This is a genomic window from Clostridium sp. UBA1056, from assembly GCA_002316385.1.
GTDB lineage: Bacteria > Bacillota > Clostridia > Clostridiales > Clostridiaceae > Clostridium_J.
Genome location: DCDL01000024.1, coordinates 104957 through 126472, shown reverse-complemented (window position 1 = coordinate 126472; position 21516 = coordinate 104957). Strand labels below are relative to the sequence as shown.

General features: G+C 32.1%; 30 protein-coding genes and 1 tRNA gene. 1 reads left to right on the top strand and 30 read right to left on the bottom strand.

Features of this window, described 5'->3' with window-relative positions; genetic code table 11:
- Positions 1-6: 6 nt before the first annotated feature.
- The 24 genes from B3W71_RS07645 to B3W71_RS07530 form a co-directional block, all read right to left on the bottom strand.
- Positions 7-198 carry a hypothetical protein gene (locus tag B3W71_RS07645; RefSeq protein WP_346888345.1) on the bottom strand — a complete coding sequence of 64 codons (192 nt, stop codon included), beginning with the start codon at positions 196-198 and terminating at the stop codon, positions 7-9.
- 12 nt (positions 199-210) lie between these two features.
- Positions 211-555, bottom strand: coding sequence for a DUF6711 family protein (locus B3W71_RS07640; RefSeq protein ID WP_346888344.1), 345 nt, complete (start codon positions 553-555; stop codon positions 211-213).
- 10 nt (positions 556-565) lie between these two features.
- On the bottom strand, positions 566-4825 hold the full coding sequence (locus tag B3W71_RS07635; RefSeq protein WP_346888343.1) for a hypothetical protein: 4260 nt from the start codon (positions 4823-4825) through the stop codon (positions 566-568).
- Positions 4822-5130, bottom strand: coding sequence for a hypothetical protein (locus B3W71_RS07630; protein WP_346888342.1), 309 nt, complete (start codon positions 5128-5130; stop codon positions 4822-4824). Before B3W71_RS07630 ends, B3W71_RS07635 begins: the two co-directional genes overlap by 4 nt.
- Before the next feature lie 128 nt (positions 5131-5258).
- Positions 5259-5651, bottom strand: coding sequence for a DUF6096 family protein (locus B3W71_RS07625; protein WP_346888341.1), 393 nt, complete (start codon positions 5649-5651; stop codon positions 5259-5261).
- Positions 5652-5712: 61 nt separating this feature from the next.
- Positions 5713-6129, bottom strand: coding sequence for a phage tail tube protein (locus B3W71_RS07620; RefSeq protein ID WP_346888340.1), 417 nt, complete (start codon positions 6127-6129; stop codon positions 5713-5715).
- Positions 6130-6149: 20 nt separating this feature from the next.
- Positions 6150-6512: a hypothetical protein gene (locus B3W71_RS07615; protein ID WP_346888339.1), complete on the bottom strand. Its 363-nt coding sequence runs from the start codon at positions 6510-6512 to the stop codon at positions 6150-6152.
- On the bottom strand, positions 6509-6985 hold the full coding sequence (locus tag B3W71_RS07610) for an HK97-gp10 family putative phage morphogenesis protein (RefSeq protein ID WP_346888338.1): 477 nt from the start codon (positions 6983-6985) through the stop codon (positions 6509-6511). The genes B3W71_RS07615 and B3W71_RS07610 overlap by 4 nt, the downstream gene beginning before the upstream one ends.
- A gap of 2 nt (positions 6986-6987) precedes the next feature.
- Positions 6988-7302: a hypothetical protein gene (locus tag B3W71_RS07605; protein WP_346888337.1), complete on the bottom strand. Its 315-nt coding sequence runs from the start codon at positions 7300-7302 to the stop codon at positions 6988-6990.
- Entirely contained in the window at positions 7299-7595 is a 297-nt protein-coding gene (locus B3W71_RS07600; RefSeq protein WP_346888336.1) for a phage head-tail connector protein, read from the bottom strand. Before B3W71_RS07600 ends, B3W71_RS07605 begins: the two co-directional genes overlap by 4 nt.
- A gap of 43 nt (positions 7596-7638) precedes the next feature.
- Positions 7639-8517, bottom strand: a complete 879-nt coding sequence (locus B3W71_RS07595) for a capsid protein (protein ID WP_346888335.1) — start codon at positions 8515-8517, stop codon at positions 7639-7641.
- Between the two features lie 23 nt (positions 8518-8540).
- On the bottom strand, positions 8541-9197 hold the full coding sequence (locus B3W71_RS07590) for a DUF4355 domain-containing protein (protein ID WP_346888334.1): 657 nt from the start codon (positions 9195-9197) through the stop codon (positions 8541-8543).
- A 245-nt stretch (positions 9198-9442) separates the two neighbouring features.
- Positions 9443-9829 (bottom strand): ABC transporter ATPase, encoded by a 387-nt coding sequence (locus B3W71_RS07585; RefSeq protein ID WP_346888333.1) that lies wholly within the window; start codon positions 9827-9829, stop codon positions 9443-9445.
- 73 nt (positions 9830-9902) lie between these two features.
- Positions 9903-10325: a hypothetical protein gene (locus B3W71_RS07580; protein ID WP_346888332.1), complete on the bottom strand. Its 423-nt coding sequence runs from the start codon at positions 10323-10325 to the stop codon at positions 9903-9905.
- A 91-nt stretch (positions 10326-10416) separates the two neighbouring features.
- A complete protein-coding gene (locus B3W71_RS07575; protein ID WP_346888331.1) occupies positions 10417-10683 on the bottom strand; it encodes a hypothetical protein in 267 nt (88 codons plus the stop codon).
- Positions 10676-12268 (bottom strand): minor capsid protein, encoded by a 1593-nt coding sequence (locus tag B3W71_RS07570; RefSeq protein WP_346888330.1) that lies wholly within the window; start codon positions 12266-12268, stop codon positions 10676-10678. The genes B3W71_RS07575 and B3W71_RS07570 overlap by 8 nt, the downstream gene beginning before the upstream one ends.
- Positions 12255-13676 carry a phage portal protein gene (locus B3W71_RS07565; RefSeq protein WP_346888329.1) on the bottom strand — a complete coding sequence of 474 codons (1422 nt, stop codon included), beginning with the start codon at positions 13674-13676 and terminating at the stop codon, positions 12255-12257. The genes B3W71_RS07570 and B3W71_RS07565 overlap by 14 nt, the downstream gene beginning before the upstream one ends.
- A gap of 11 nt (positions 13677-13687) precedes the next feature.
- Positions 13688-14950, bottom strand: a complete 1263-nt coding sequence (locus B3W71_RS07560; RefSeq protein ID WP_346888328.1) for a PBSX family phage terminase large subunit — start codon at positions 14948-14950, stop codon at positions 13688-13690.
- Positions 14940-15389 (bottom strand): helix-turn-helix domain-containing protein, encoded by a 450-nt coding sequence (locus tag B3W71_RS07555; protein WP_346888327.1) that lies wholly within the window; start codon positions 15387-15389, stop codon positions 14940-14942. Before B3W71_RS07555 ends, B3W71_RS07560 begins: the two co-directional genes overlap by 11 nt.
- 103 nt (positions 15390-15492) lie before the next feature.
- The gene (locus B3W71_RS07550; RefSeq protein ID WP_346888326.1) at positions 15493-16443 is read right to left on the bottom strand and encodes a hypothetical protein; all 951 of its coding nucleotides are present in this window, start codon (positions 16441-16443) and stop codon (positions 15493-15495) included.
- 105 nt (positions 16444-16548) lie between these two features.
- A tRNA-Ser gene (locus B3W71_RS07545) sits at positions 16549-16640 on the bottom strand.
- A 124-nt stretch (positions 16641-16764) separates the two neighbouring features.
- Positions 16765-17301, bottom strand: coding sequence for a sigma-70 family RNA polymerase sigma factor (locus tag B3W71_RS07540; RefSeq protein WP_346888325.1), 537 nt, complete (start codon positions 17299-17301; stop codon positions 16765-16767).
- Entirely contained in the window at positions 17294-17695 is a 402-nt protein-coding gene (locus B3W71_RS07535; RefSeq protein ID WP_346888324.1) for a RusA family crossover junction endodeoxyribonuclease, read from the bottom strand. The genes B3W71_RS07540 and B3W71_RS07535 overlap by 8 nt, the downstream gene beginning before the upstream one ends.
- A 187-nt stretch (positions 17696-17882) precedes the next feature.
- On the bottom strand, positions 17883-18167 hold the full coding sequence (locus tag B3W71_RS07530; RefSeq protein WP_346888323.1) for a hypothetical protein: 285 nt from the start codon (positions 18165-18167) through the stop codon (positions 17883-17885).
- Positions 18168-18350: 183 nt separating this feature from the next.
- On the opposite strand from B3W71_RS07530, the gene B3W71_RS07525 reads away from it, so the two are divergent.
- On the top strand, positions 18351-18680 hold the full coding sequence (locus tag B3W71_RS07525) for a hypothetical protein (RefSeq protein WP_346888322.1): 330 nt from the start codon (positions 18351-18353) through the stop codon (positions 18678-18680).
- A 50-nt stretch (positions 18681-18730) separates the two neighbouring features.
- Here B3W71_RS07525 and B3W71_RS07520 read toward each other — a convergent pair whose 3' ends face one another.
- The 6 genes from B3W71_RS07520 to B3W71_RS07495 form a co-directional block, all read right to left on the bottom strand.
- Positions 18731-18949 (bottom strand): hypothetical protein, encoded by a 219-nt coding sequence (locus tag B3W71_RS07520; RefSeq protein ID WP_346888321.1) that lies wholly within the window; start codon positions 18947-18949, stop codon positions 18731-18733.
- 86 nt (positions 18950-19035) lie between these two features.
- Entirely contained in the window at positions 19036-19863 is an 828-nt protein-coding gene (locus tag B3W71_RS07515; RefSeq protein WP_346888320.1) for a DNA adenine methylase, read from the bottom strand.
- A 25-nt stretch (positions 19864-19888) separates the two neighbouring features.
- Positions 19889-20272 carry a single-stranded DNA-binding protein gene (locus B3W71_RS07510; RefSeq protein WP_346888319.1) on the bottom strand — a complete coding sequence of 128 codons (384 nt, stop codon included), beginning with the start codon at positions 20270-20272 and terminating at the stop codon, positions 19889-19891.
- 47 nt (positions 20273-20319) lie between these two features.
- Positions 20320-20586 (bottom strand): hypothetical protein, encoded by a 267-nt coding sequence (locus B3W71_RS07505; RefSeq protein WP_346888318.1) that lies wholly within the window; start codon positions 20584-20586, stop codon positions 20320-20322.
- Positions 20587-20674: 88 nt separating this feature from the next.
- Positions 20675-21097 carry a hypothetical protein gene (locus B3W71_RS07500; RefSeq protein WP_346888317.1) on the bottom strand — a complete coding sequence of 141 codons (423 nt, stop codon included), beginning with the start codon at positions 21095-21097 and terminating at the stop codon, positions 20675-20677.
- Positions 21090-21491 (bottom strand): RusA family crossover junction endodeoxyribonuclease, encoded by a 402-nt coding sequence (locus B3W71_RS07495; RefSeq protein ID WP_346888316.1) that lies wholly within the window; start codon positions 21489-21491, stop codon positions 21090-21092. The genes B3W71_RS07500 and B3W71_RS07495 overlap by 8 nt, the downstream gene beginning before the upstream one ends.
- Between the last annotated feature and the right edge of the window lie 25 nt (positions 21492-21516).

The window sequence follows — 21516 nt, the reverse complement described above, 5'->3', positions numbered from 1 at the left end:
CACCTCCTACGCTAGGTCTATTGTAAGACCTCCATCAGCTAATTTAATAATATTAATAGAACTATTAGCAATAGCTGTTTTCTTAATTACATTCCCTTCACTAATTACTTCTATAATATAATTACCTTTATCCATTGTTGGTTTATTTTCTTCTACAACTTGTGTAGAATCTGCATCTATAATCTTTTCATCTTCCATAGTTATTTCCTCCTATTTTTCTATAAAATTCATTTTAAGATCTTGCCACTTTACTTGTCCATTAATATAACTATATGCTGGTGCTGTTCTATCTCCAACATACATTGTCTTAGTTATTAATCCTAGTTGTGGATCTGGAAAAGTAACAGTAAAAAAAACACTACTTACTGCATTTAGTAGTGTTGATATTTGTCCTTGTGTCAATGGTGGCCATTCTAAATTAATTTTTCTTTTTACTGTTATTCTATCCCTAACTAAATCCCCATTAGCATTTCTATTAGATTCTCCGTCTAGATCTTGGATTGTTATTTCAAATGTTTTAGGAGTAGCAATATCTACTCCTCCAATCTTAAGCATATCACCACTCCTATCCTGGTATTAATGTTATATTTCCCTGTCGTTGCATTTTCCTTAATTGCTTTAATGCTACTTTGCCTATTACACTTCCATCTATAAATAAGTTTAAATCTCCATCCATAGAATTACTTGAATTACTATTATTTGTTTGCATTGCTTGTATAAAAGCTGCTCCCATTATGCCTTTTAATGTATCCATCCACTCTGTATTATTCTGTAATGGTACTATAGCTTCTTTACCCTCTTCACCGAATATACCTAATGTAGCTCTATCAACTACTCCACCTTTAGCAAAATAATTAACTCCTACCTTTGGCACTTCTTTAGTCTCTGCATTGAAATTCCCAGTCATATAGAAGTGTGGTATCTTAACTTTAAGAGTTGCATCAAAATTGTTAAACATATAAGCAATGCTATTCAGATGATTAGATATATTGTAACGAGCTATTTCTATATTTCTACTCATATTGTCTCTTATTCTTTCAAATGTACTACTAGCTATACTATTTATAGTATTAAATTTATTAGCCATGTTACTTCCTAAATTACTTGTTATGTTATTAATATTAATGGCTGCTGAATTATAGATCAATACCATGTTTCTCAATGTACTACTAGTAGTTTGATTTATTCCATTTAAGGAATCTCTAACCATACTAGACATATTAGAAAAAGATGATCTAATAATATTACTACATTGATTCATATTGCTAGAGATAATTGAAGATATATTAGAAAATGCACTAGCTATTGAACTCCTTATATCTGATGTTGTACTTTCTACTATACTTCTTATTTTATTGAGAGTAGCAGATATACTAGAACTAGCCATAGTAAATTCACTACTTATTTTTGCTCCAACTCCATTAAAGCTATTTTTTAATTGAGTTGCTAATGTAGTTGCCTCACTGGTAAATGTCTGTATATTCTCTCTAGCTCCATCTATGCTTTTATTTACTGTAGCCATAGACTCTTCAGCTGTAGTAGCTACATTTTTATATGCATCTTCCTGTGCAGTAGCTGTATCAGCATTTGCTTGTGCCATTGCATCTGTAGCACCTTCTACAGTGGTAACCTGTGCATCATAAGAAGATTGAGTTATTTCCTCTATATGTGCTCTATCTCCATCAATGGCATCTCTTAACTCTTGCTCATAAATCTTTCCTTGTCCTGTTGTATTTCCATGAGTAGCTAATAATTCATCTAAAGCTTTTTGTTTAGATTCTATACTTTCTTGATACTTCTGTACCTCACTATCAATACCCGCTTGAAAATCTGCATTCGCTTGGTCCATTTTAGTTTTTTTATCTTGATAAGATAAGCTTTCATCATTTTCTATAGTAGATAAATAAGCTGCATGTCTAGCAACTCTATCATCATACTTTAATCCTTCATAATTAAGCATATCTTCATTGATACCTTGGATAATTCCATATTTTTTCATGAATTCATTTTTTTCTGCTTCTGTTAAATCAGCATACATGGCTTTAACTTCTTCATTGTAAATTGATTGATTATCACCCATTTCATTAAGTTTATCTTGATTATGAGTAGCTACAGCATCTAAATAATCTTGTGCACTTTGAGATAACATACTAAACTTTTCAGTAGCAGTTTTAGTAGCTTCATCTACTTCCTGGGCAAGTCTAGTAGCATTAAAATGGATATCATCTAAATATTTATTTACATTTGATGTAGCTGTTCCAAATGCATCATCTGTGGTTTTTGCAGTCTCTTCTGCAGTAGTCCCAATTTCTTCAATATTTTCTTTAACTTCTGGCTCTGTATCCCAACCAAAGAATCCAGCTATTTTATCCCATAGCCAACCTACTTTTTCTTTAACCCAGTCAATCACTGGAGCCAATGCCTCCATAATAGACTTCCACCAACCGCATTTATCTCCTATTTTCTTTACGGCTACAACTAATCCTGAAATTGCTGCTATTATTAATCCAATTCCTAATGCATCTAACGCTAATCCTAAAGCAACTGCTCCTGTGGTGGCTGTTCCTTCTGCTGTAGTCAAACCTATCAACCCAGCAGTACTTGTTCCTATACTTACTAAAAATTTTTTCAAAGATGCTATTGCTTTCACGCCCATTTCTACTGTCCAATCTTTTAAATATAATAGTCCCAAATAAATATTTTCTCCAAAAGATTTTAATGCCTTTATAGCATTTTTACCTATAGCAACAATCCAATCTTTTAAATACAATAGACTTAAGTAAATAGTTTCTCCAAAGGATTTTAATGTTTTAATAGGAGATAATAATGCTATACCTAAATTTCTACATGCTAATACAGCTTTATCTATTCCTTCCTGGATCCATTTAATAAACATTCTGTTATTGTGATCTACATTTGCAACTACCCCTAATAGACTATATGCAAGACTTCCTAACTTAGTAGTTACATCGCCTATTCCCGCTATTACACTGCTGAACTTCCATGCTGCCCACAAAACCAAGAAAACCTCTAATACTTTATGGCATTTTTCTATAACTATTAACACTGCTTTAATTGCTCCAGCAACTATATCTAGTGTCATAGCTACAGTACCAATAATAACGCTTCCTGCCCAACTGTTCATAAAAGCTGTTATAAAATTAATTGCGTCTGCCATAACCTCTGCTAGTATTGTACCAACTAACATAACAATATCACCTATGACATTAATAAATGCCTGTCCCCCTAAATCTAAGAACTTACCAAACCAATTACCTGCAGATATAATAAAATCCCTTACAGCTATAGCTAAGCTATTCATGGCATCAATAAACTTTCTAGTGTATGGATTATTATCTGGATTAAGATGTCTCCATAAGTTGCCTAAAGCTACTAATATATCTCCGCCTATCTGAAGAGCTACACCAGCTATTACAATCCCTATTTCAGCCATGTGTTGAACAAATTCCTTTCCTCCATGGTTCCATACAGATACCAAGAAGTTTTTCAATTCGTCACAACTATACCCAAATGCTCTCTTAAAGTAATCCCATTTGCTAAGAAACCATTCTCCGTAGTTATCCCATGCTTTCTTTAATGGGCTTAATAATTCAGCTAAGATTTTATTTACTTTATCGTTTAAGGCTGATAACGAATCCTCTGTAGCACTTGTGTCAATTGCAGGTGATGCAATACTTCCTATTCCTCCACCTCCACTAGAGCCACCTCCAGAACCTCCGTCAGAATCATCATCATTAGATTTCATCTTATTGATTTCATCTATGCCCATCAATGCTTCAAGTTTTTTCTTAGCCTTATCAGCTGATTTACCTACTCCATCTGTGGCACCACCTAAATTACTCATAGAATCAGTGGCATTATCAATACCGCTTGTAGCTCCTCCAAAATCAATTGCACCTGCTGCTCCACCACCGGAACCTCCAGAGCCACCGCTAATAGTAAATCCTATTGCACTAAGCACAGAGTTAAATGTATTGGCCATTGCTACTAATTTACCCATAATAATATTAATTACATTAATAACTGGTGTTAATACTGCAATCAATCCTTGTCCTATACTTGCTTTAAGAGATTGATATTGTAAACTTAATAACCTTACTTGGTTGGCCCATGAATTAGATGTTCTTGCAAAATCTCCATTGGCTGCACTCAATGTTTGTGTAACATATGCAAGTCTTAAAGCAACTTTTTCTTGTTGATTCATTGCGTCTGTAGTTTTACCATATCCATTAGCTAAAGCATATTGATTAAGATTTTCTTGTGTCATTACAACACCAAGTTCTTTTAAACTTTCAGTCTCACCAGTAAATACACTCTTTAATTTTGTATAAGCCTCATTTTGACTTATATTATAGAAAGAAGCTACATCACCAGAAAGATTAGTAAGGGTTTCAGACATTTTCTCGGCTTCGTCAACTGTAAATCCCATTGATTTACTCATAGCTCCAAAGTTACCCATATATTGTTTAGCCATAGTTTCAGAAAGTCCTACTGTTTTCCATGCGTTCTTTGCAAATTCATTTACTTTACTGCTCATGTTTCCATACGTAACGTCAACTACGTTTTGTACTTCTGCAAGATTAGAGCCTAAATCCAAACATGATTTTGTAAACTTAGTTATTGCTCCAATCGCAAAAACGCTTGCTAACATTTTACCAAGTCTGTCAAAGGTTCCACTCATTCTATTTACACTATTATTAACATGGTTAGCCATGCTATTAACCTGGTTTTGTACCTGTGCTACTTGGGTGTTAAACTGCCTAGCATTAGCATTAATGACAACCTCTAATTGTTCTAATGTCACTTATTCTCACCCCCAGCCTGTAGCCTTTCTCTATTTACCCTTTGTGCAAATTCCTTCATGTGTTGTTTATTTATTTCCATTTGCACATTTATTTTATTTTCTTCATTAAACTTACTCTCTTCTTCAAATAAATCTGCAAACATATCTAAGAACTCAATTGGTTTATTATCTTTACTCATTATGCAAGCTGTACCATTGGTAATAAGAACTGATAATCTATAAATCATATCTGCAGAATCCTTTCTTTTAATCTCTCTTCTTCTTAGGAAAGAGTCTCTGCAATTTGTTATTTCACTTATGGTCATGTCATAAAATTCACTTATACTAATCCCACAATCTAGAGCATCATGTAGTAAATATTCCTCAATAAACTCTGTATATGTTTCAGGTGCTTTATTTAAAAATGGGGAAGTGGTATTCTCACCATCTTCCCCTACTTTAAATTTTCTTTTTCTTCTGGATTTCCTAATACTCCACCCTCAGTTAATAGCTCCATTACTTCACTAAATAAATCCATTTGTGACTTTCCATTTTCAATATACTCATCTACTAGGTCACAAACCTTATCAAATGTCATACCATGTTGATATTTTTGAAGCGAACCCCAAAGAACTGTTACAAGATATTTTAATGATGGTAAAGGCATTTTATTCATCTTCTTCATGTTAATATTACCTTTGCCATCTACTGGTGCTGTTGCACTCATTTCCATTATTGGGTCTAATATATTTCCACCCAGTTTATCCTCTATAAGTATAGTTGAACTAGTTGTTAATTTTAATTTATATTCCTTTTCACCTACTGTTAATATTTTATATAATGCCATGTAAATCTCTCCTTACTTTCTTAAAATAATAAAGGACATACACTTAAGTATGCCCCCTGAATTATGGTGTTACTGTTGGATCTGTTACTGCAATTCCACTTTGTAATGCTAGAGATAATGTAAAGTCCATTGCACTATTAACTCCACCACCGCCAAGCTTAACAGAACATTGAGCCTTAAATACAAACTTTGTACCATCTGGATAAGCTTGTTCAAAATCTACAACTGTTTTATTATCTGCCAATGCTCTCAATACCCTGTATGGACTATCTGCTGCATTGTTAACATACTTAAACTTATATGCTAAGTCCCCATAATCTCCTATCCCATATTCATATTGCTTTGTTGTATCCTCTAAAGTTGTATTTTCTACCTTCTCTGGATCATTTCCCATTTCTGGTACTTCCTTTAATCCAGCTAATTTTATATATGTGTTTCCTGTAGTTTTATAACTTAATGTAATTCCATTTGCTAACATTAATTATCATCCTTTCTTATTTAAACTTGATTGTTATAAACAAACTCTGTTGAGGTATCTATTACCCCCTCATATCTCATTACCTTATGTTTTAACCCGCTGGTATCTGCAACATCTTGGCAAAATGTACGCTGTAGTCCTAGCTTTGATAATTTTCTATCTACCTCTAGTGCTGAACTTGATGTGCTTCTATTGTGCCAGATATCAACCCTATATCTCAGATATGACTTTGACTCTTCCCCATCTACCCATTCAGCTACTTTATTATCTTCCTCTGTATATTGAATAGCGGGGAACGTTGCCCAATCCGCTGGATAGCTATCACTTACATTAGAGGATATATCTTTGATAGCTGAATACACTTGATCCTTTACATTAATCATCTTCTAGCTAACTCCCTTATCTCTTTTTTTATATCTTTTTTTATATTTTCTAGTATTCTTTCTTCATTATTCTTTAAGGCTGGATACATAAACGGTTGCGCTGGTTGTCCCTCAATCCATCTTGGACCCACATCCGGAATATTAACTAACCATTTATCTTGTTTATAAGATATTGGGCCAGGATACTTATCTCCACCAGAAGCTTCTCCTTTTTTGCCAGTTCCAAATTCAACATATGGCCCATGGTCTGAATTAGTAAATATACTACCTACTATCTTATCTCCCTTAATTTTTGTTTCTGTTTTGATGCTATTTCTTAAATCTCCAGTATCAACATCACATAAGTCTTTTGCATCACCCTGCACTAATTTGGATTGCCTATCTATGCTCTTATATAATGTTTCTTCTACATTCCCACCTAGTTTGGATAACTTTTTAAGAAGGCTATCTAATCCTTCAATACTCCCGCCCATTTCTATATCTTCTCCAATTCAATAAACAAGTGGCTATACCTTTTAATAGATATAACCTTATAGTCTGGCTCCATATCCTTAGAAACATAGACGCAAATTCCATCATCTTCATTTATAGTTTGTGGTCCATCATATAGCATATTTAAGATGTAATTCAGCCTCTGTCCATAAATTTCAGCTTGTAATCTTCCAGATGCAGGGCTTATATTGGCCTTTATTTCTATTGGATTAGAGTATCCTGGATACTTACCACCTTCACCGTCTTCTATAAGCGTTTTCCTTTTAAGATAATAAATCTTTTTATTTTTTATTTTCATTTGCAGATACCCACCGCCTTAAGCCTTCTAAAAGCTTTAAGCCTATTCTTAATTCCTTCAGGCATTTCATAGCTAACAGATATACCACCCTCGCTTCTGGAAGCTTCTCCTTCACTCCCCATACGATTATAGTAAACAATGGCTAATTCTCTTTGTAATCCTTTCATTTTAGGCAATAGTACATTTCTATTAGTGTAGTCCAATATATCAGCTTCACTATCTTCAAGAAGTTGATTGAGTAAATCATCATTTGCATCAGGTATTCTTATTTTTATTTTTTCTAGCTGTGTCATACTAGCACCTCAATTCACAATATAGAGGATGGTATCCCTTCCTCTACTTAACAACTATTTGTATTGCATCTACTCTTTTATTTAAAATAAATACATCCTCAAAAGACTCCTCAAAATACACATACTTACCTTGAGACATAGCGCTTGGTGATTCTAACTGTGCAAATTCATATGATACTATAGGTAATATTGATGATGGATGTACTAGTAACATCTTAATATCTAATGCACCTACTGCTGGTGAATATCCTGTTGCAAATGTATATTTAGTTTTTAATAGGTTAGTTGGAACAGAAGTAATAGTAACTTCTTCTAATCTTTCTACGTCTCTTACTAACTTCTTATCTCCATTGCCTCTTACTATAGCAATAGCTTTAGTTATTAATGTCTTAGTAAAAGTATCACAATATAAAATCCTTCCAGCTGCAGGAACCCTAGCCTCATCCATTTCATCCATCATTTCATCAAACTTATCTAGTACATCATTAACTGTTAAGTCAGCTGAAAGTGGAGTTATAGCCTTTTGTGCATTTCTTAATTGATAAATAGTGGAAAAAATATAACAATCCATTTCTGGAAACTTCTCTTCTTCATTCATTACTTTTGTAATATTTGCTATAGACACTACCTGGTTAGTATCATTAATATCCTTAGGGTGTGCTAACGTACTCCATTGTCTATGGTTTTTTAATGTTTTAGTTTCCCATGCATTATCAAAGTTTCTTGAAAATCCTCCTATGGTATCTCTATTACCATTAGTTCTGCCACCTACGCTAATAGATGGAATTTGTATAGTCTTTGCATCTACCACTCTATACTTAGTAGAATTTTCAGTATTCCATAGTGCTCCACTATAAAGCACATATGGGTAAGCCTGAGCTAGTTCCTTTGAATATTGTTCTGCATAATTTAATGCTGCCATTTAACATTCCTTCTTTCTTTTTATTATTTTTTCCCTCTTACACCTGTAAAATTAAATCCAAATGTTGATTGATTATTATTTCCTTGTCCACTTTTAGGAGGTAACCCTCCTCTTAACTTTTCATTTACTCCTCTTTCTATTCCAGAGTTTATTGCTTTTACTATTGCATCTATAGACTTACTGCAAGTTTCTGCATCATTGTAATTAAGTACCTCTGTAATTTCCTTAGCAGTGTCTCCTAAGATACCTTTCTCTGCTAGAGTTTCATAGGCTTGAGTCTTTAATTCTCTAGTGGTTATGTCTTTTTCTCTCTTTACTAGTTCTGCAATTCTTTTTTCCTCTGCATACTTTGCCTTTTCATCAGCATTCATCTTAGCTAACTTCTCTGCCTCTGTTTTAGCAGTTTCTAGCTTACTGTTATAGTCTGCTTCCCACTTAGACTTTGCAGTTTCCAGAGCTTTAGATATTCTCTTATCAAATTCGCTTTGATAAGACTTATCTTTTAAGACATCATCAAAACTCTTTGTCCCATTTTGTTCATCTCCACTTGCTTCGGTTCCCTCTGTACCAATAGTATCTGTTCCAGTATCACCATTTCCAGTAGAGCCACCTGCATCCGGTGCCATAAACATAACTCCTCTACCACATAGACCTAAGTTTATTAATAGTTTTTTATTCATATTATCCTCCTTGCCCGATACATTGCTATTGCCCCATATCGTTCAAATATTTTATTCTAGCCTTTTAAAGCCTTGCTAAGGGCATAATAAAAAGGCTATACTAGCCTTAATTAATCACTTCATGTAGGACAGTAACCACATCTAGGGCAACGTGGTCCATTAAATGTTGTTCCACAAACAGGACAAATTTTCATTTTATCACCTCATTTAAGCATAATAAAAAGCCTTAGTTTCCCAAGGCTTAATTACTTTTCATTCCTTCCTAGAACATTTCTTTTTATCCTATCTTCAACTCTAGCATTCATACAATATAATGCTTCTTCTATATGCTTTAATGCATGCTCATTATATTCGCTTGCAAATGGTCCAGCTTGAAAAGCCTTTAGCCTATCTCTTACTATTTCCAGTAAATCACTATCAATTAGACCATGTTTACTGTTTTCTTCTTTTCTTGGTCCACACTGAAATTGAATATCTTCATATACTCCTTCTGAGTTATTTCCATTACACCATGAAGTTTCTTCGTGTTTACATACTATATATCTATGATTAGCACCTCCTGGACCAACCTCATCAACTGCAAATACTTTGTTTAATTTTTCTTTCTTTTGAATTGTATTTAATTCTCTCATTTTTAATATTCCTCCTTAATTTTAAACATAATAAAAGCACCCACATAAGTAAGTGCTTAATAACTTTTATATTTTATTTACCTGGCTTCCATTGCTTTCCACAATTTAAGCAGGTTACAAGAACTTTATTTTTTCCATGCCCTGCTGCAACTGCTCCATATGGTCCTGCAAGAAATACTCCTGCCGCTCCTTTAGCTAAGCTAAATCCTTTCTTATCAGCTGAAAGAGATGTACTTCCACACTTAGGACAACGAACTGTATTATCAATAGTACTTGATTGTGTTACTGTACTAACTGTCGGATTTGAGACCATTATTCTCTTATACTCCAACTCTTTCTGTGCACTAGTCTTTGTATTTGTTTTAGTATTAACTTTTATAGTTACTTCTGGATTTGAAGCCATTATTCTTTCATATTCTTTTCTTTTTCGTTCCTTCTCTTCTTCTTTAAGTTTTTTCTTTCTTGCTCTTTCTTCTGCAGAATCAAATAATCCCATTTGTACCCCTCCATATATTACTACTAATATAATAATATACTAAAAACAGGGATTATAAAAGCACCTACCTTTAAACCTTAAGTAAGTGCTTTTACTGGCTATTAGTCTGATTGTATATTATATCATATATCATTTGGAGCTTCTTACCGTCTTCATTTAGGTAATCTTCATTAACAAATCCAATTTCTAATTGCTTATCCTCTACATATTCCATTATATCCAGCTTTGTATCAACATCTATATTTAAATAAACAACATCATCTTTATATTCAATATTTTCTATTTTATTTTTTAATTCGTCAGTTAGAATATTTATCATATAGCTATATAATTCTTGTTTAAACCTAATTCTATACATTTTTCAATCTCCTTACTAAATCACTATCTGTTGGATTACATTGAATCAAGTTCCCAGTGTCTGGATTAACAGTAATTGTAACTTTTTCTCCAATATACTTAAAACTATTCTTGTGGCGCTCTTCTTTTACTTTTAATGGATTAATCAATGTATCTTTTATAATTTCCACTTCAACACCATCTCTTGGTCTCTCCTTATCTGGATCGTAAGATGTTCCAAGTACTCTTTCTACAAAATGCTTGCTTTGTGACTTTATTTTAATTCCATCTGAGGTTGTTACACCTATAATTTCTACATCAATAATATTTTTATATTTTTTGAAGTCTCTAAAAGAGCTAAATACAGAGATCATATTACTTTCTCTTGATTTTACATAATCCTTAATTAATTCCCATTCCTTAATATCATTATACTTCAAGTCCTGGAAGTCCTTCAATATCTTTGGAGAATCTTTTCCTAGAACCTCTTTAAATTCATTGAATTGTTTTCTATCAGAAGATTTATTCTTTATCATCTTCTCAAATACTTCTGTTTTATCTTTACCATACTTATCAACTACAAACCTATCATACCATTCTTGATAATTCATATCTCCATGCACTGTATAAGTCTTTCCTGTCTCTGGATCTCTTGCTCTTCTTTGTAGTCTTTCCCTTTCCATATTCTTAAAGTATGCCCTTGTTGTACTTCTACAATATGGATGCAACGGAGGTAAATTTACTCCAGATATTCCTTTGAATACTTCAATAATTTTACCATCATACTCTCTACACATTGGCGAAGTTCTTAAATCCAAGGTAGCAAGAAATATATATTTATCAATACCTAGTTCTTTATAGCTTTCTAATTCAGCCATATTAGTAACATAAGTTGTCTCTGTTCTTACTAGTCTTTCCGCTGCAGACTTACCATAGTCAGTCATGTCTTGTAGCTCTTGTGCCATTCTTCTGGAGCTTTTACCACTCATTAAGCCACTAGTTATTACTTCTTCTAGCTTTTGTGCTAATACTTCACTATTGCCCCATACTCTTTCACTATAATGTTTGTTGTTCCAATTATTCTTAAGTATCTCTTGTATAGTTCCTAATGGCATTTGAGCAACATTAAAGCCTATCCCTAATCCTTTTTGAATGTCAAATAGGTTAGTGTAATAGGCTTTCTCTATATTATCTGTATATAGTTTAGTACTTTTATTTATCTCTACATCTGCTGCTAACTTAGTATTAATATAAATGCTCTCTTTTAATGCTTCTAATCTTGTCATTCTAGCTTTATAGGCATTAGCATTAATCTGCGCCATTAATGACCTCTTTAATTCCTTATCTTCAATACCATTAATTTTACTTCTAATGCTTTCTAATTCCTTTGTAGGTATTTTACTATTAAGTAGTTCTTTAGTCTCTGCTATACTTAATCCACTATCACTCTGGAACTTAAAGAATATTTTATTTATGTCCTCATTTATATCTTTCATAGCTTTATCATAAGCATTGCTAATTTTATTAATAGTTTCATCACTATCTTTATGATAAGATGCCATCCTTAAGTTAGCTCTATCACTCCAATAGGAATTATTCTTTTTCATCTACCTCACCATCTTTTACAGTAGATTTATCATCTTTGCTTATATTTTGTTGACTAGTTTTAAAGTCATAGCTACCAAAGGCTTCTTGCTGTTGCTCTATATTCTTTTTCTTCTCTTCTTCAAGCCTTTTTCTTTCTTCTTCAATATCTATTTCACCATCAAACCTTTTTACTCTAGTTTCCCATGAAATAAATCCATCTGTTTCTTGTGCTATTCTAGCCATTAATTCATCATCTACTGGAAGACTTCTTTTCATAGCTATATCTATATTGCTAGAATCAATGTTCTTAGCTCTTATATTCTCTATATTAGACATAAGTTTTAATCTTTGCCTTAATCCTTGTTTAAAGTATCTTTCTTTTGTTTTTCCTAACTGTTCAAAGCCCAATAGCTTGTACTTCATAGCAATACCTGAAGCATTGCCCACGAAGTTTTCATCAGTTAAGCATGGGGTTTTACTAAATTCGTGAATATCATCTTTCAATGCTCTTTTAAGTACTTCTATTTCAGTTTCATTAAGATTCTTAACTAACCACTTAGCATCTCCACCTTCATCAAGCTCTAGAATCTTTAATTCTTTAAGTAATCTTCCTGTTTTAATCTTCTCCTCTTCATCATCACCTAATGAAGCACCTATAACCGCAAGTAATGCATCAACAACCTGTTCTTTATCATTTATCCTATCAGATTGTAAAAGGTTATAAGCATCTATAAGGGTAATAACTCCTTCAAAGTCACCTCTAAGCTTTTTATTATTTTTATATTCAATAAGCGGTATTCCATTAAAGTAATGTTCTTCTTCATCCTTTAACTCAAATGCCTTACTGCTTATATCCTGTGTAAAATAGTGATATACTTTATCTTCAGTATAAACATTAACATCATAGCCTTTTATTTGGTCCTCAATATCTCGCTTTTCAAAGTAAGTTACTCCAAACAAAGGCTTTTGTTTTACTGTTGTATCACATACAAGAAAACTATTTAATGGACTACTTACTGCTAACTCAGGGAATGGAATTTCATCATCATTCATGAATAACAACTCATAACCTATTCCCATAATACTCATATCTAGCGCTAGTTCATTATTATGGCTATCCTCATCTATTGTTATGAATATGTCATTAAGTTCATCAGCGCCATCACCTGAGTACGTTATAGGTGTACCAAATACATACCCTGTTGTCATATCTGTAATATACTCAGCATGATTAGCTACTATTTTATTATTAGGCAATAAATCACTTGATAGTGTTCTCCCTAATATCTTATGTTCTCCATCATAATATTTATTTAAGAGATTATACCTGTCCAGCATTGCGCTATGATTAGATATGCACTTTGCTAGTAATTCATCTGGAATACTTCCATCTTCATTTAATAAATCTCTGTCTTTTAAAATTGCCATTACTATTTCACCTACCTTAATCCTATCTTTGCTTTACTTCTAACTTTGACTTTTGTATTAGTCATATCATCTTCTAAACTATACCTAAGTGCATCAATTAAGTGATTATCCTTATCTACTGGTATAGGAAGTACATTACCATTCTTATCTTCTTTATATTTGTACTTGCTAACTTCATTCTTAAAGCTTTGGCATCTTGGATGTATTACTATTTCTAAGCTTTGTAGAAACTTAATACCAAATTCAATACTCCCTGGTCCTTTCTTTGCTGCTTTAGCATTAACTCTTAAGCTTTTAAATTGACTGACTGACTTAGGCTCTGCACTATCACATATAACTCTACTATGTCCTGCTTTTTCTCTAACCATAGGAGCTGACTCTTCATTCAATAAGCCAACTGCTTCAATTTCATCACATATATAAAGCTTGGATTTCCTTTTATCATAATGAGATTTTATATATGCAAAAGGATCCTCAGCAAATCCCCAGTCTACTCCATGTCTATAATTATCAAAGGTGCTTTCTATATCATCAAAACTCTGTACTTTCCAATTCTTAAATATAACTGCTCCAAGTACTCCCCAGTTACCTAATGTGTAAACTTCATAATAATATGGGTCTGATTCATTCTCTAATGCTTCAATATCATCTTTAGTTAAGAACTTATTATCTTTGTATGTAGTTTTAAGTATTGATACATTATCCTTTTCTACATACTGTTTATCATCTTCCCATATATCAAAGTATCCACTATATAGCCAATGGTCCTTTAAAATAGGGTTAAAGCTTAATGTTAACCTCTTTGTAACCTTACTTCTTCCTCTCAGTCTTTTATCTAGCTGCTTTACTGCTTTATATTCTGTTTCAGTTGCTTCCTCAACCCATATATCAGTTATAACACCATCTATAGGAGTTATAGATTTTATCTTTTCAACATCATCAAGACCACAAAATAATATTTGCTTTTTATTGAGCTTACAAGTGATTATCATATCAGTTTTGTTTACTTCAAAGTATTCACTCATTTTAAGATTACTTATAGCCTTGGTTATTTCATTAAGACATGATCTCTTAATAGTACTTTGTACATTTCTTACTATGAGATAATTCCTTTCGCCTTGTATTACATCTAATACAGTTCTTTGGGCCAAAGAAAAAGATTTACCTGAAGAAGAACCTCCAAAGTAAATCTGATATCTGTTATTATTCTTTAATTGATATTTAAGATATATAGGATTAAACACTTTCGAATTTATATTTAAATTAATCCCCATAATCATCACCATCTATCGTTATATTAACCTCATTAGCTATATTACCACTATGCTCAACATCTCTCTTATCTCTCCACTCTAGTGGCTTTCTATTCTTTAACCAGAATATTTGAGCTGTAGTATCTGGAACAACTTCCTTTGTTACTATCTTAGATACTTGCAACTTTCCTGTTGTTTCATTAATCTCTTTAGTTACTTCATCATACTTATAACCTAAAGCTCGTCTTAATAAAGCATTTTCTACTTCTATATCTACTACTTCCTTGCCCCTTTTTAGGGAGTCAGAAAAGTCAGTATGTTCTTTTTTATATTTATAGAATGTATCTTTGCTTATACCTAAATTCTTTGCTATTTGTTCATCAGTGAGTCCATTTCTAGCCCACGCTTCTACTAATAGCAACTTATCTTTAACATTAGTTTCATATTTTGACTTTGCCATGAACTCACCTCACTTTCTATATGTAGTATCACTTGTCCACATTATACACAATATATTGTAGATAAAATAAAAAGAACCCTATTTCTAGAGTTCCTTTTAAGCTCTATTCATGACTTGTTATTGACATTCCTCTAAATTCAATCCTTTCATCAGCACTATTTATAGTTTCTCTAATTATTCGTCCTATATCATTAATAAACTTTGAATTATTCACTATCCTCTCTAATATTCTGGCTCTTATTATAATAAGTCTATAATCATCATCTATTGATATTGAAGCACTTATACCAAAATTAAGGTCTATTTTTCTTATTAGCCTTCTCTTGACATTTAATCTGATTTTATTGTAATCTTCTCTAGAAAGTTCACCTAAATATTCTACATCTACATTAAAACTAACATTACAATAGCTTTCTGTTACTGCAACTTCTGAATTGCTATTAATAATGGATTTCTCTAAGCTATCAATTTTAAGCAAAATACTTTTTAGCACACTCACATCTTCTGAACTCTCACTCTCTATCTTCTTTATTAACTTCTCATCTTGCATATAATTTTCTAATGCATCATAAATAGGATTTGATAAGTTGCAATTATCCTTTATTGCCTCCTCAGCTTGAATCAACTGATCTTTTAAATCTAATACCCCTTGAAAGTCATTTTTATAAAATATAGTTCTTTCAGTAGCTACATCAAAAGGTAATTTATTGCTCTCCTTTTCCATGATCATTATTACAGGTTTTTTTAATGCATGTCTAATAGCTAGTTCATACATTACATTAGGATTTAGCTCTGTTAGATTTGCGACTACTAAATCAGCATTATAAATTTCAATTATAACTTGTTTATTGATAGATCCTGGTGACGTAAATTTATGCGCTACTTTTATTTTATAATCATCTCCCAAAGCAGGTATGATTGCTGCATTTATTACCCCATCAATATGTCTTCTTATAGATGAATTTTCATCACCTATAGGAGTAATTACAAAACATGTTTTTAATTCTATTTCTTTATTCGAACTTTCCATTATTTCTACAGTATTTTCTTCCATAATATCCCCTCCTATAAATATTCTACAACACCTTCTAAATTATAACAATAAAAGACACCTATATTTCTATAAGTGCCTTTATATTATGTTAGGGTTTATGGATAATGGCGGAGATAATAGGACTTGAACCTATACACCGATTACTCGATTACTGGCAACTTAGCAAGTTGCTCCCTTACCATTAGGGTTATATCTCCACATTGCCCCACAGACTTTTAAATCTGCAGGGTAATTATTTACTATGGGGAATCATGAGAAAAATTAACTTTCCTTAATAATAGTTTACTAAACTTTTTTCTTTCATGTGGCCTTACTTTGTCCCTATTTTGTCTCGAAATTTTTATTAAATCTTGCTATATCATTTACTAATTTCTCTCTAAGTTCATAAGCTCTATTCTTACCCATATTTAATTCTAGAGCTATATCCCTCATTCCCATCTTTTCATATACCACAGTGTTATACTTTAGTTCTAGAAACTTCTTATATTCTTCTTTTAACATACATATGTTTCTTTCCATATTCTCAACCTTGTAGCTTAGATTTCTCTCTCTACATTCTAGCTTAAATAGCTTTCTTATCTTATGTGCCTGTTCTCTTTCCATATCTCCTATAGCTTTAGTTATCTCTTTTTCAACATAGCTTGTATAGTTTGTAGAAGTTTGAACTCTTTCTGTAAGCTGCATACATCCACTTTGTTCTGGATCTATACTAACATTACATTCTCTAATTCGTTTGTCTAAGTTTTCTATAGCAATATTAAGAGATACTATTTCTGCTCTTACTCTCTTTAAATCCTCTATGTCATGGAAATAACCATATAATTCGCCTTCTGTCTTTCTAAATAGTTCTTTATTCAAGCTTTATCTCCTCCAGTTCAAACTCAACTCTCTCCAGTTCTTCTGTATATCTCTTAAGTATAGTAAGCTCTACAATTTGACTATCATCTTTAAATGCTATTCCATTTAAGCTATCTAAAATTATCTTTGCAATATTATCTCCATCTGGCTTTTTAGTTGGATACTCTAATCCTTCTTTTATAGCCTTTACTCTTTTTTTAGGGTAACTACTCATTATTGGATAATAAGCTATTATTCTAGCTTTAATTGGTCCATCTAAATATTTTCCATCTTGCTCCTTATAATTAATCCTTACCCAATTCTCATAATTAACTGTATCCTTAGGAGTCATAGCATGTCCGTTATAGACTCTCGGTCTAGCTTTACCTTTTATCTTCCCTTTTACTACTATCATCTTCTTCCTCCTCTTCTTCACTATTCACAAATACATATCTCTCTAAAAAATCTATTAATTTCATATCTCTTTACCTCTAATTTTATTCAATTTTATCGTATCCAATCTATATCGAGAGGATGTAGGATTGTCCTATACCCTCAGTTGTTGTTATTTATACAACTACTTAAAATCTTTGAATTATAAATTAATCCTTTATAACAATTTGATATCTGTCCATTAATCCACTTATCAAAATTGGTTCATTATCCCATTCTATGAAATCATATTTTCCTAATTCTATATCTTTTCTTCGCTTCATTTCTTCATATGTCATGGGATATTTATTTTCAACCCATGTTGCATATCCATGTCCAAAATTTCTATGTGGTTTATTCACAAATGCTTCAACAGAGCCTATTTGGTTTCTAACAATATAGTTAAAACCATTTAATTTTAACCACATTAACTCAATTATTTCTGTATTATCCATATCTACAAATCTCCTTTCTATTTCACCATATCTACAATATGTGTACTTACACTCTCATGCTTGCTTATTTCTGCTTATATTTGAATTGCTAATTATTCACCATATATGACCTGTTTTCCTAAACCACAAATCTGTATATTATTATTGCTATTACACAAAATAAGTCTGAAAGGTGGTTATACTATGAAAAAATTTGCTACTATATTATTAATTTTAATGACATTAGTATTTAGTACATTTATTGCAACACCTGCATTTGCTGCTAACGTATTTAAAGAGGGTGTTTATAAAGCAGCTGATTTTAATTTTTCAGCAAATGAAACTTATATCGTTCAAAATATCTCACCAACTTATAGTGTTTATCTTACTCTTTATGATGAAAATCAACTTATAATACAATCTATTCGTCTAGAACCTAAGTCAGCTAAATATAATTTGATTCCTCTTAAACCTGACTATAGAATTGTAATAGTTGGTAACGGTGAAGTATTTATTGACAAAGGGGCACAATAGCGTGTCCTTTTTTATTTATTAAAGTCTTTATAATTTAGTTGAATTACTCACTACATTCTCTTAAGCATCATTTGTCTAATTACATCCTTCTCAAAATTTTCTTTGATTCCTAATTCTTCTTTTACATACTCAGTTCCCAATTTATCAATTAGATTTTCTAAATCTTCTAGGGACTTTTCAAAGTACTTTTCTCTTTTGTTAATTTTCTTATCTAAGCCTAAAGGGTTGAACTCAAATTCTCCGCCACCCATGTTGCTAAGTTTCTTCATGCCATATCTCCTAACCAATTCTTATATGATTGTCATATAAGAATACCACCTTGCAGCAGTACTCCCATATGACCTTAGTCCTGAACTTAAAATATCTTTAACTGTTCTTCAATCATTGGTTCATAATTCATTAAAATTAATTCATTTCTAACTGGCATCTTATCACCTGCAGCTCTATTTTTTATTTGACTGGCCGTACTATATTTAATTACATACCAATCCTTGTATAGTTCATCAATTAGTGGACTACTATAATAACAAACCATGGCTTTTCCTTTTATTTTGTCTAGTCTTTCTTTTAACCTAATATGATCCTTCTCTTCAAATCCTCCAAAGTACATATTTTCATGGTCATGATATGGTGGATCTAGAAAGAATAGTGTATCTTCTGTATCATAGAACTTTATTACTTCTTCAAAATCTCGACTTAATATATTCCATGTTTTAATTAATTCAGCCATTCCAGGTATAAGCTCTGTTGCACTTATTAATTGCTTAGCCTTATTTTGCGTTTTAGATAATCCAATCCCATTTCGGTACTTATGTCCTCCACCTCCAAAGCAAACCCTCATTAAGTAATAAAACCTAACTGCTGATTCCAAATTATCCTCCGGCCATGGCTCCCATTTCCACTTTTCATATAAACTTTCACTATAGGGTAATGCTGAACATTCTTTGTATAGTTGTTCCGGATTATCTTTAAGCACCATCATATAATTTACAAGTCTATCGTTTATGTCATTTACGATGGTTAACTTTGATGGATTTACTGTCTCTTTATAAAATGGAACCGCTCCGGATCCAAAGAAACAATCACAAAATATATTATGCTTAGGCATTAAATCTATATAAAGCTCTTCTTTGCCATGTTTTCCACCTATCCACTTTATATTGCTTAATCTTTTGAGTTTCAATTTATCACCTAATTTCTTTTAATATTTAGAATGGCATATCTTCTCCATCATCTACTGGCATATAATCATTACTTGCCTGCGATTCATTCTTATTACCATATTCTAAGAAGCTCACTTCATCAGCTACAACCTCAGTAACATATCTTCTTCCACCATCCTTGGCTTCATAGGACCTAGTTTCAATTCTACCTGCTACACTTAAAAGTTTACCCTTACTCATATAGTTTGCAGTACTTTCAGCCTGTTTACCCCATACTACTACTGGTATAAAATCGGCTTCTGGTTGGCCCTCTTTCTTAAATCTTCTATTTACCGCTATAGTAAATGTTGCTACTGCAGTTCCTGTTCCTGAAGTAAACTTTAACTCTGGATCCTTAGTCATGCGGCCTATTAAAACTACCTTATTCATTATTTTCATTCTCCTTCTCTGATCTATTTTTTATTTATTACAAATTACTAAGAAACTCCAATTAACACAGCAAAATGATTTGTTTTTATATCTACTGTTTCAGCCCCTTCGCTTGTATCATATCTAATTTTCTTAATTGCTCCTATTTTCGCTTCTCTTACACTATCTAGAATTTGTTCTTCATTTACTTCTATATGCGCCCAATATTCATTTTGGGTAGTTCTACAAACAGATATGCTACCTCCTGGAAATTCTATTATACTTTCTGGTTTTTCTAGATTTTCTTTATTTCCAGTCATGACTATCTTTTTCATCAGTTATCAACCTCACTTTATTCTTATTTGATTCCTATATGAGAACACAGGTGTAATACTGTGCCCTCGCTAATGGGTATTTCTCTAATTATTCATTTGAAATTTGTATTAAATCATCAATATGCATTTGGCTCCTCTTGATTGGCACTGCTATAAACTTGCCATCTTTAAATTGAATATCTCTCTTTTCATTAAAGATTCCCTCATTTTTGTACTGCTTTTTAAGAGTTGTAGTTACCTTATGCTCAAATACAGGCTTTCTGTACTTGTACGTTTCGTTAATCATTTCTCCAAATTCGTCAGTCTTAGGAATAGTTTCATATCCATTTGGAATTTCAATACTAAGCTTTAATGTTATCTCTCCACCTTCAAACTTTTCATCATAAACTTGTTTAATAACTCTTTCTATCTCCATATTTAGATCATGTAACATACAATTAAACACTGGACTCTCAATATCTATATCTAATACCTTTCTTGATAAATCTAACTTTTCACTTATTTTATTCATTACTAATTCCCTCCAATTTAAATTCAATTCTTTCTATATCTTCAGTCCATCTTTTTATGACTGTTAATTCTACTACCTGGCTATCATCATCATATGCTATTTTATTTAAGCTATCTAAAACTATCTTTGCTATATTATCAGCATCAGGTTTTTTCTGTGGATACTCAAAACCTTCTCTAATTTCTTTTAACCTTCTCTTAGTACAACTCTTAGGTACCTTATGAAAAACAATTATATTTGCCTTTATAGGTCCTTCAAGATGTATTCCTCCTTGTTGTTGATAGCAAAGCCTTACCCAATTTTCATAATTAACACTATCTTGTGGTGTCATAGCATGTCCGTTATAAACTCTTGGTCTAGCTTTTCCTTTAATCTTACCTTCAACTATAATCATAGTAACTCTCTCCTATCCCATCATT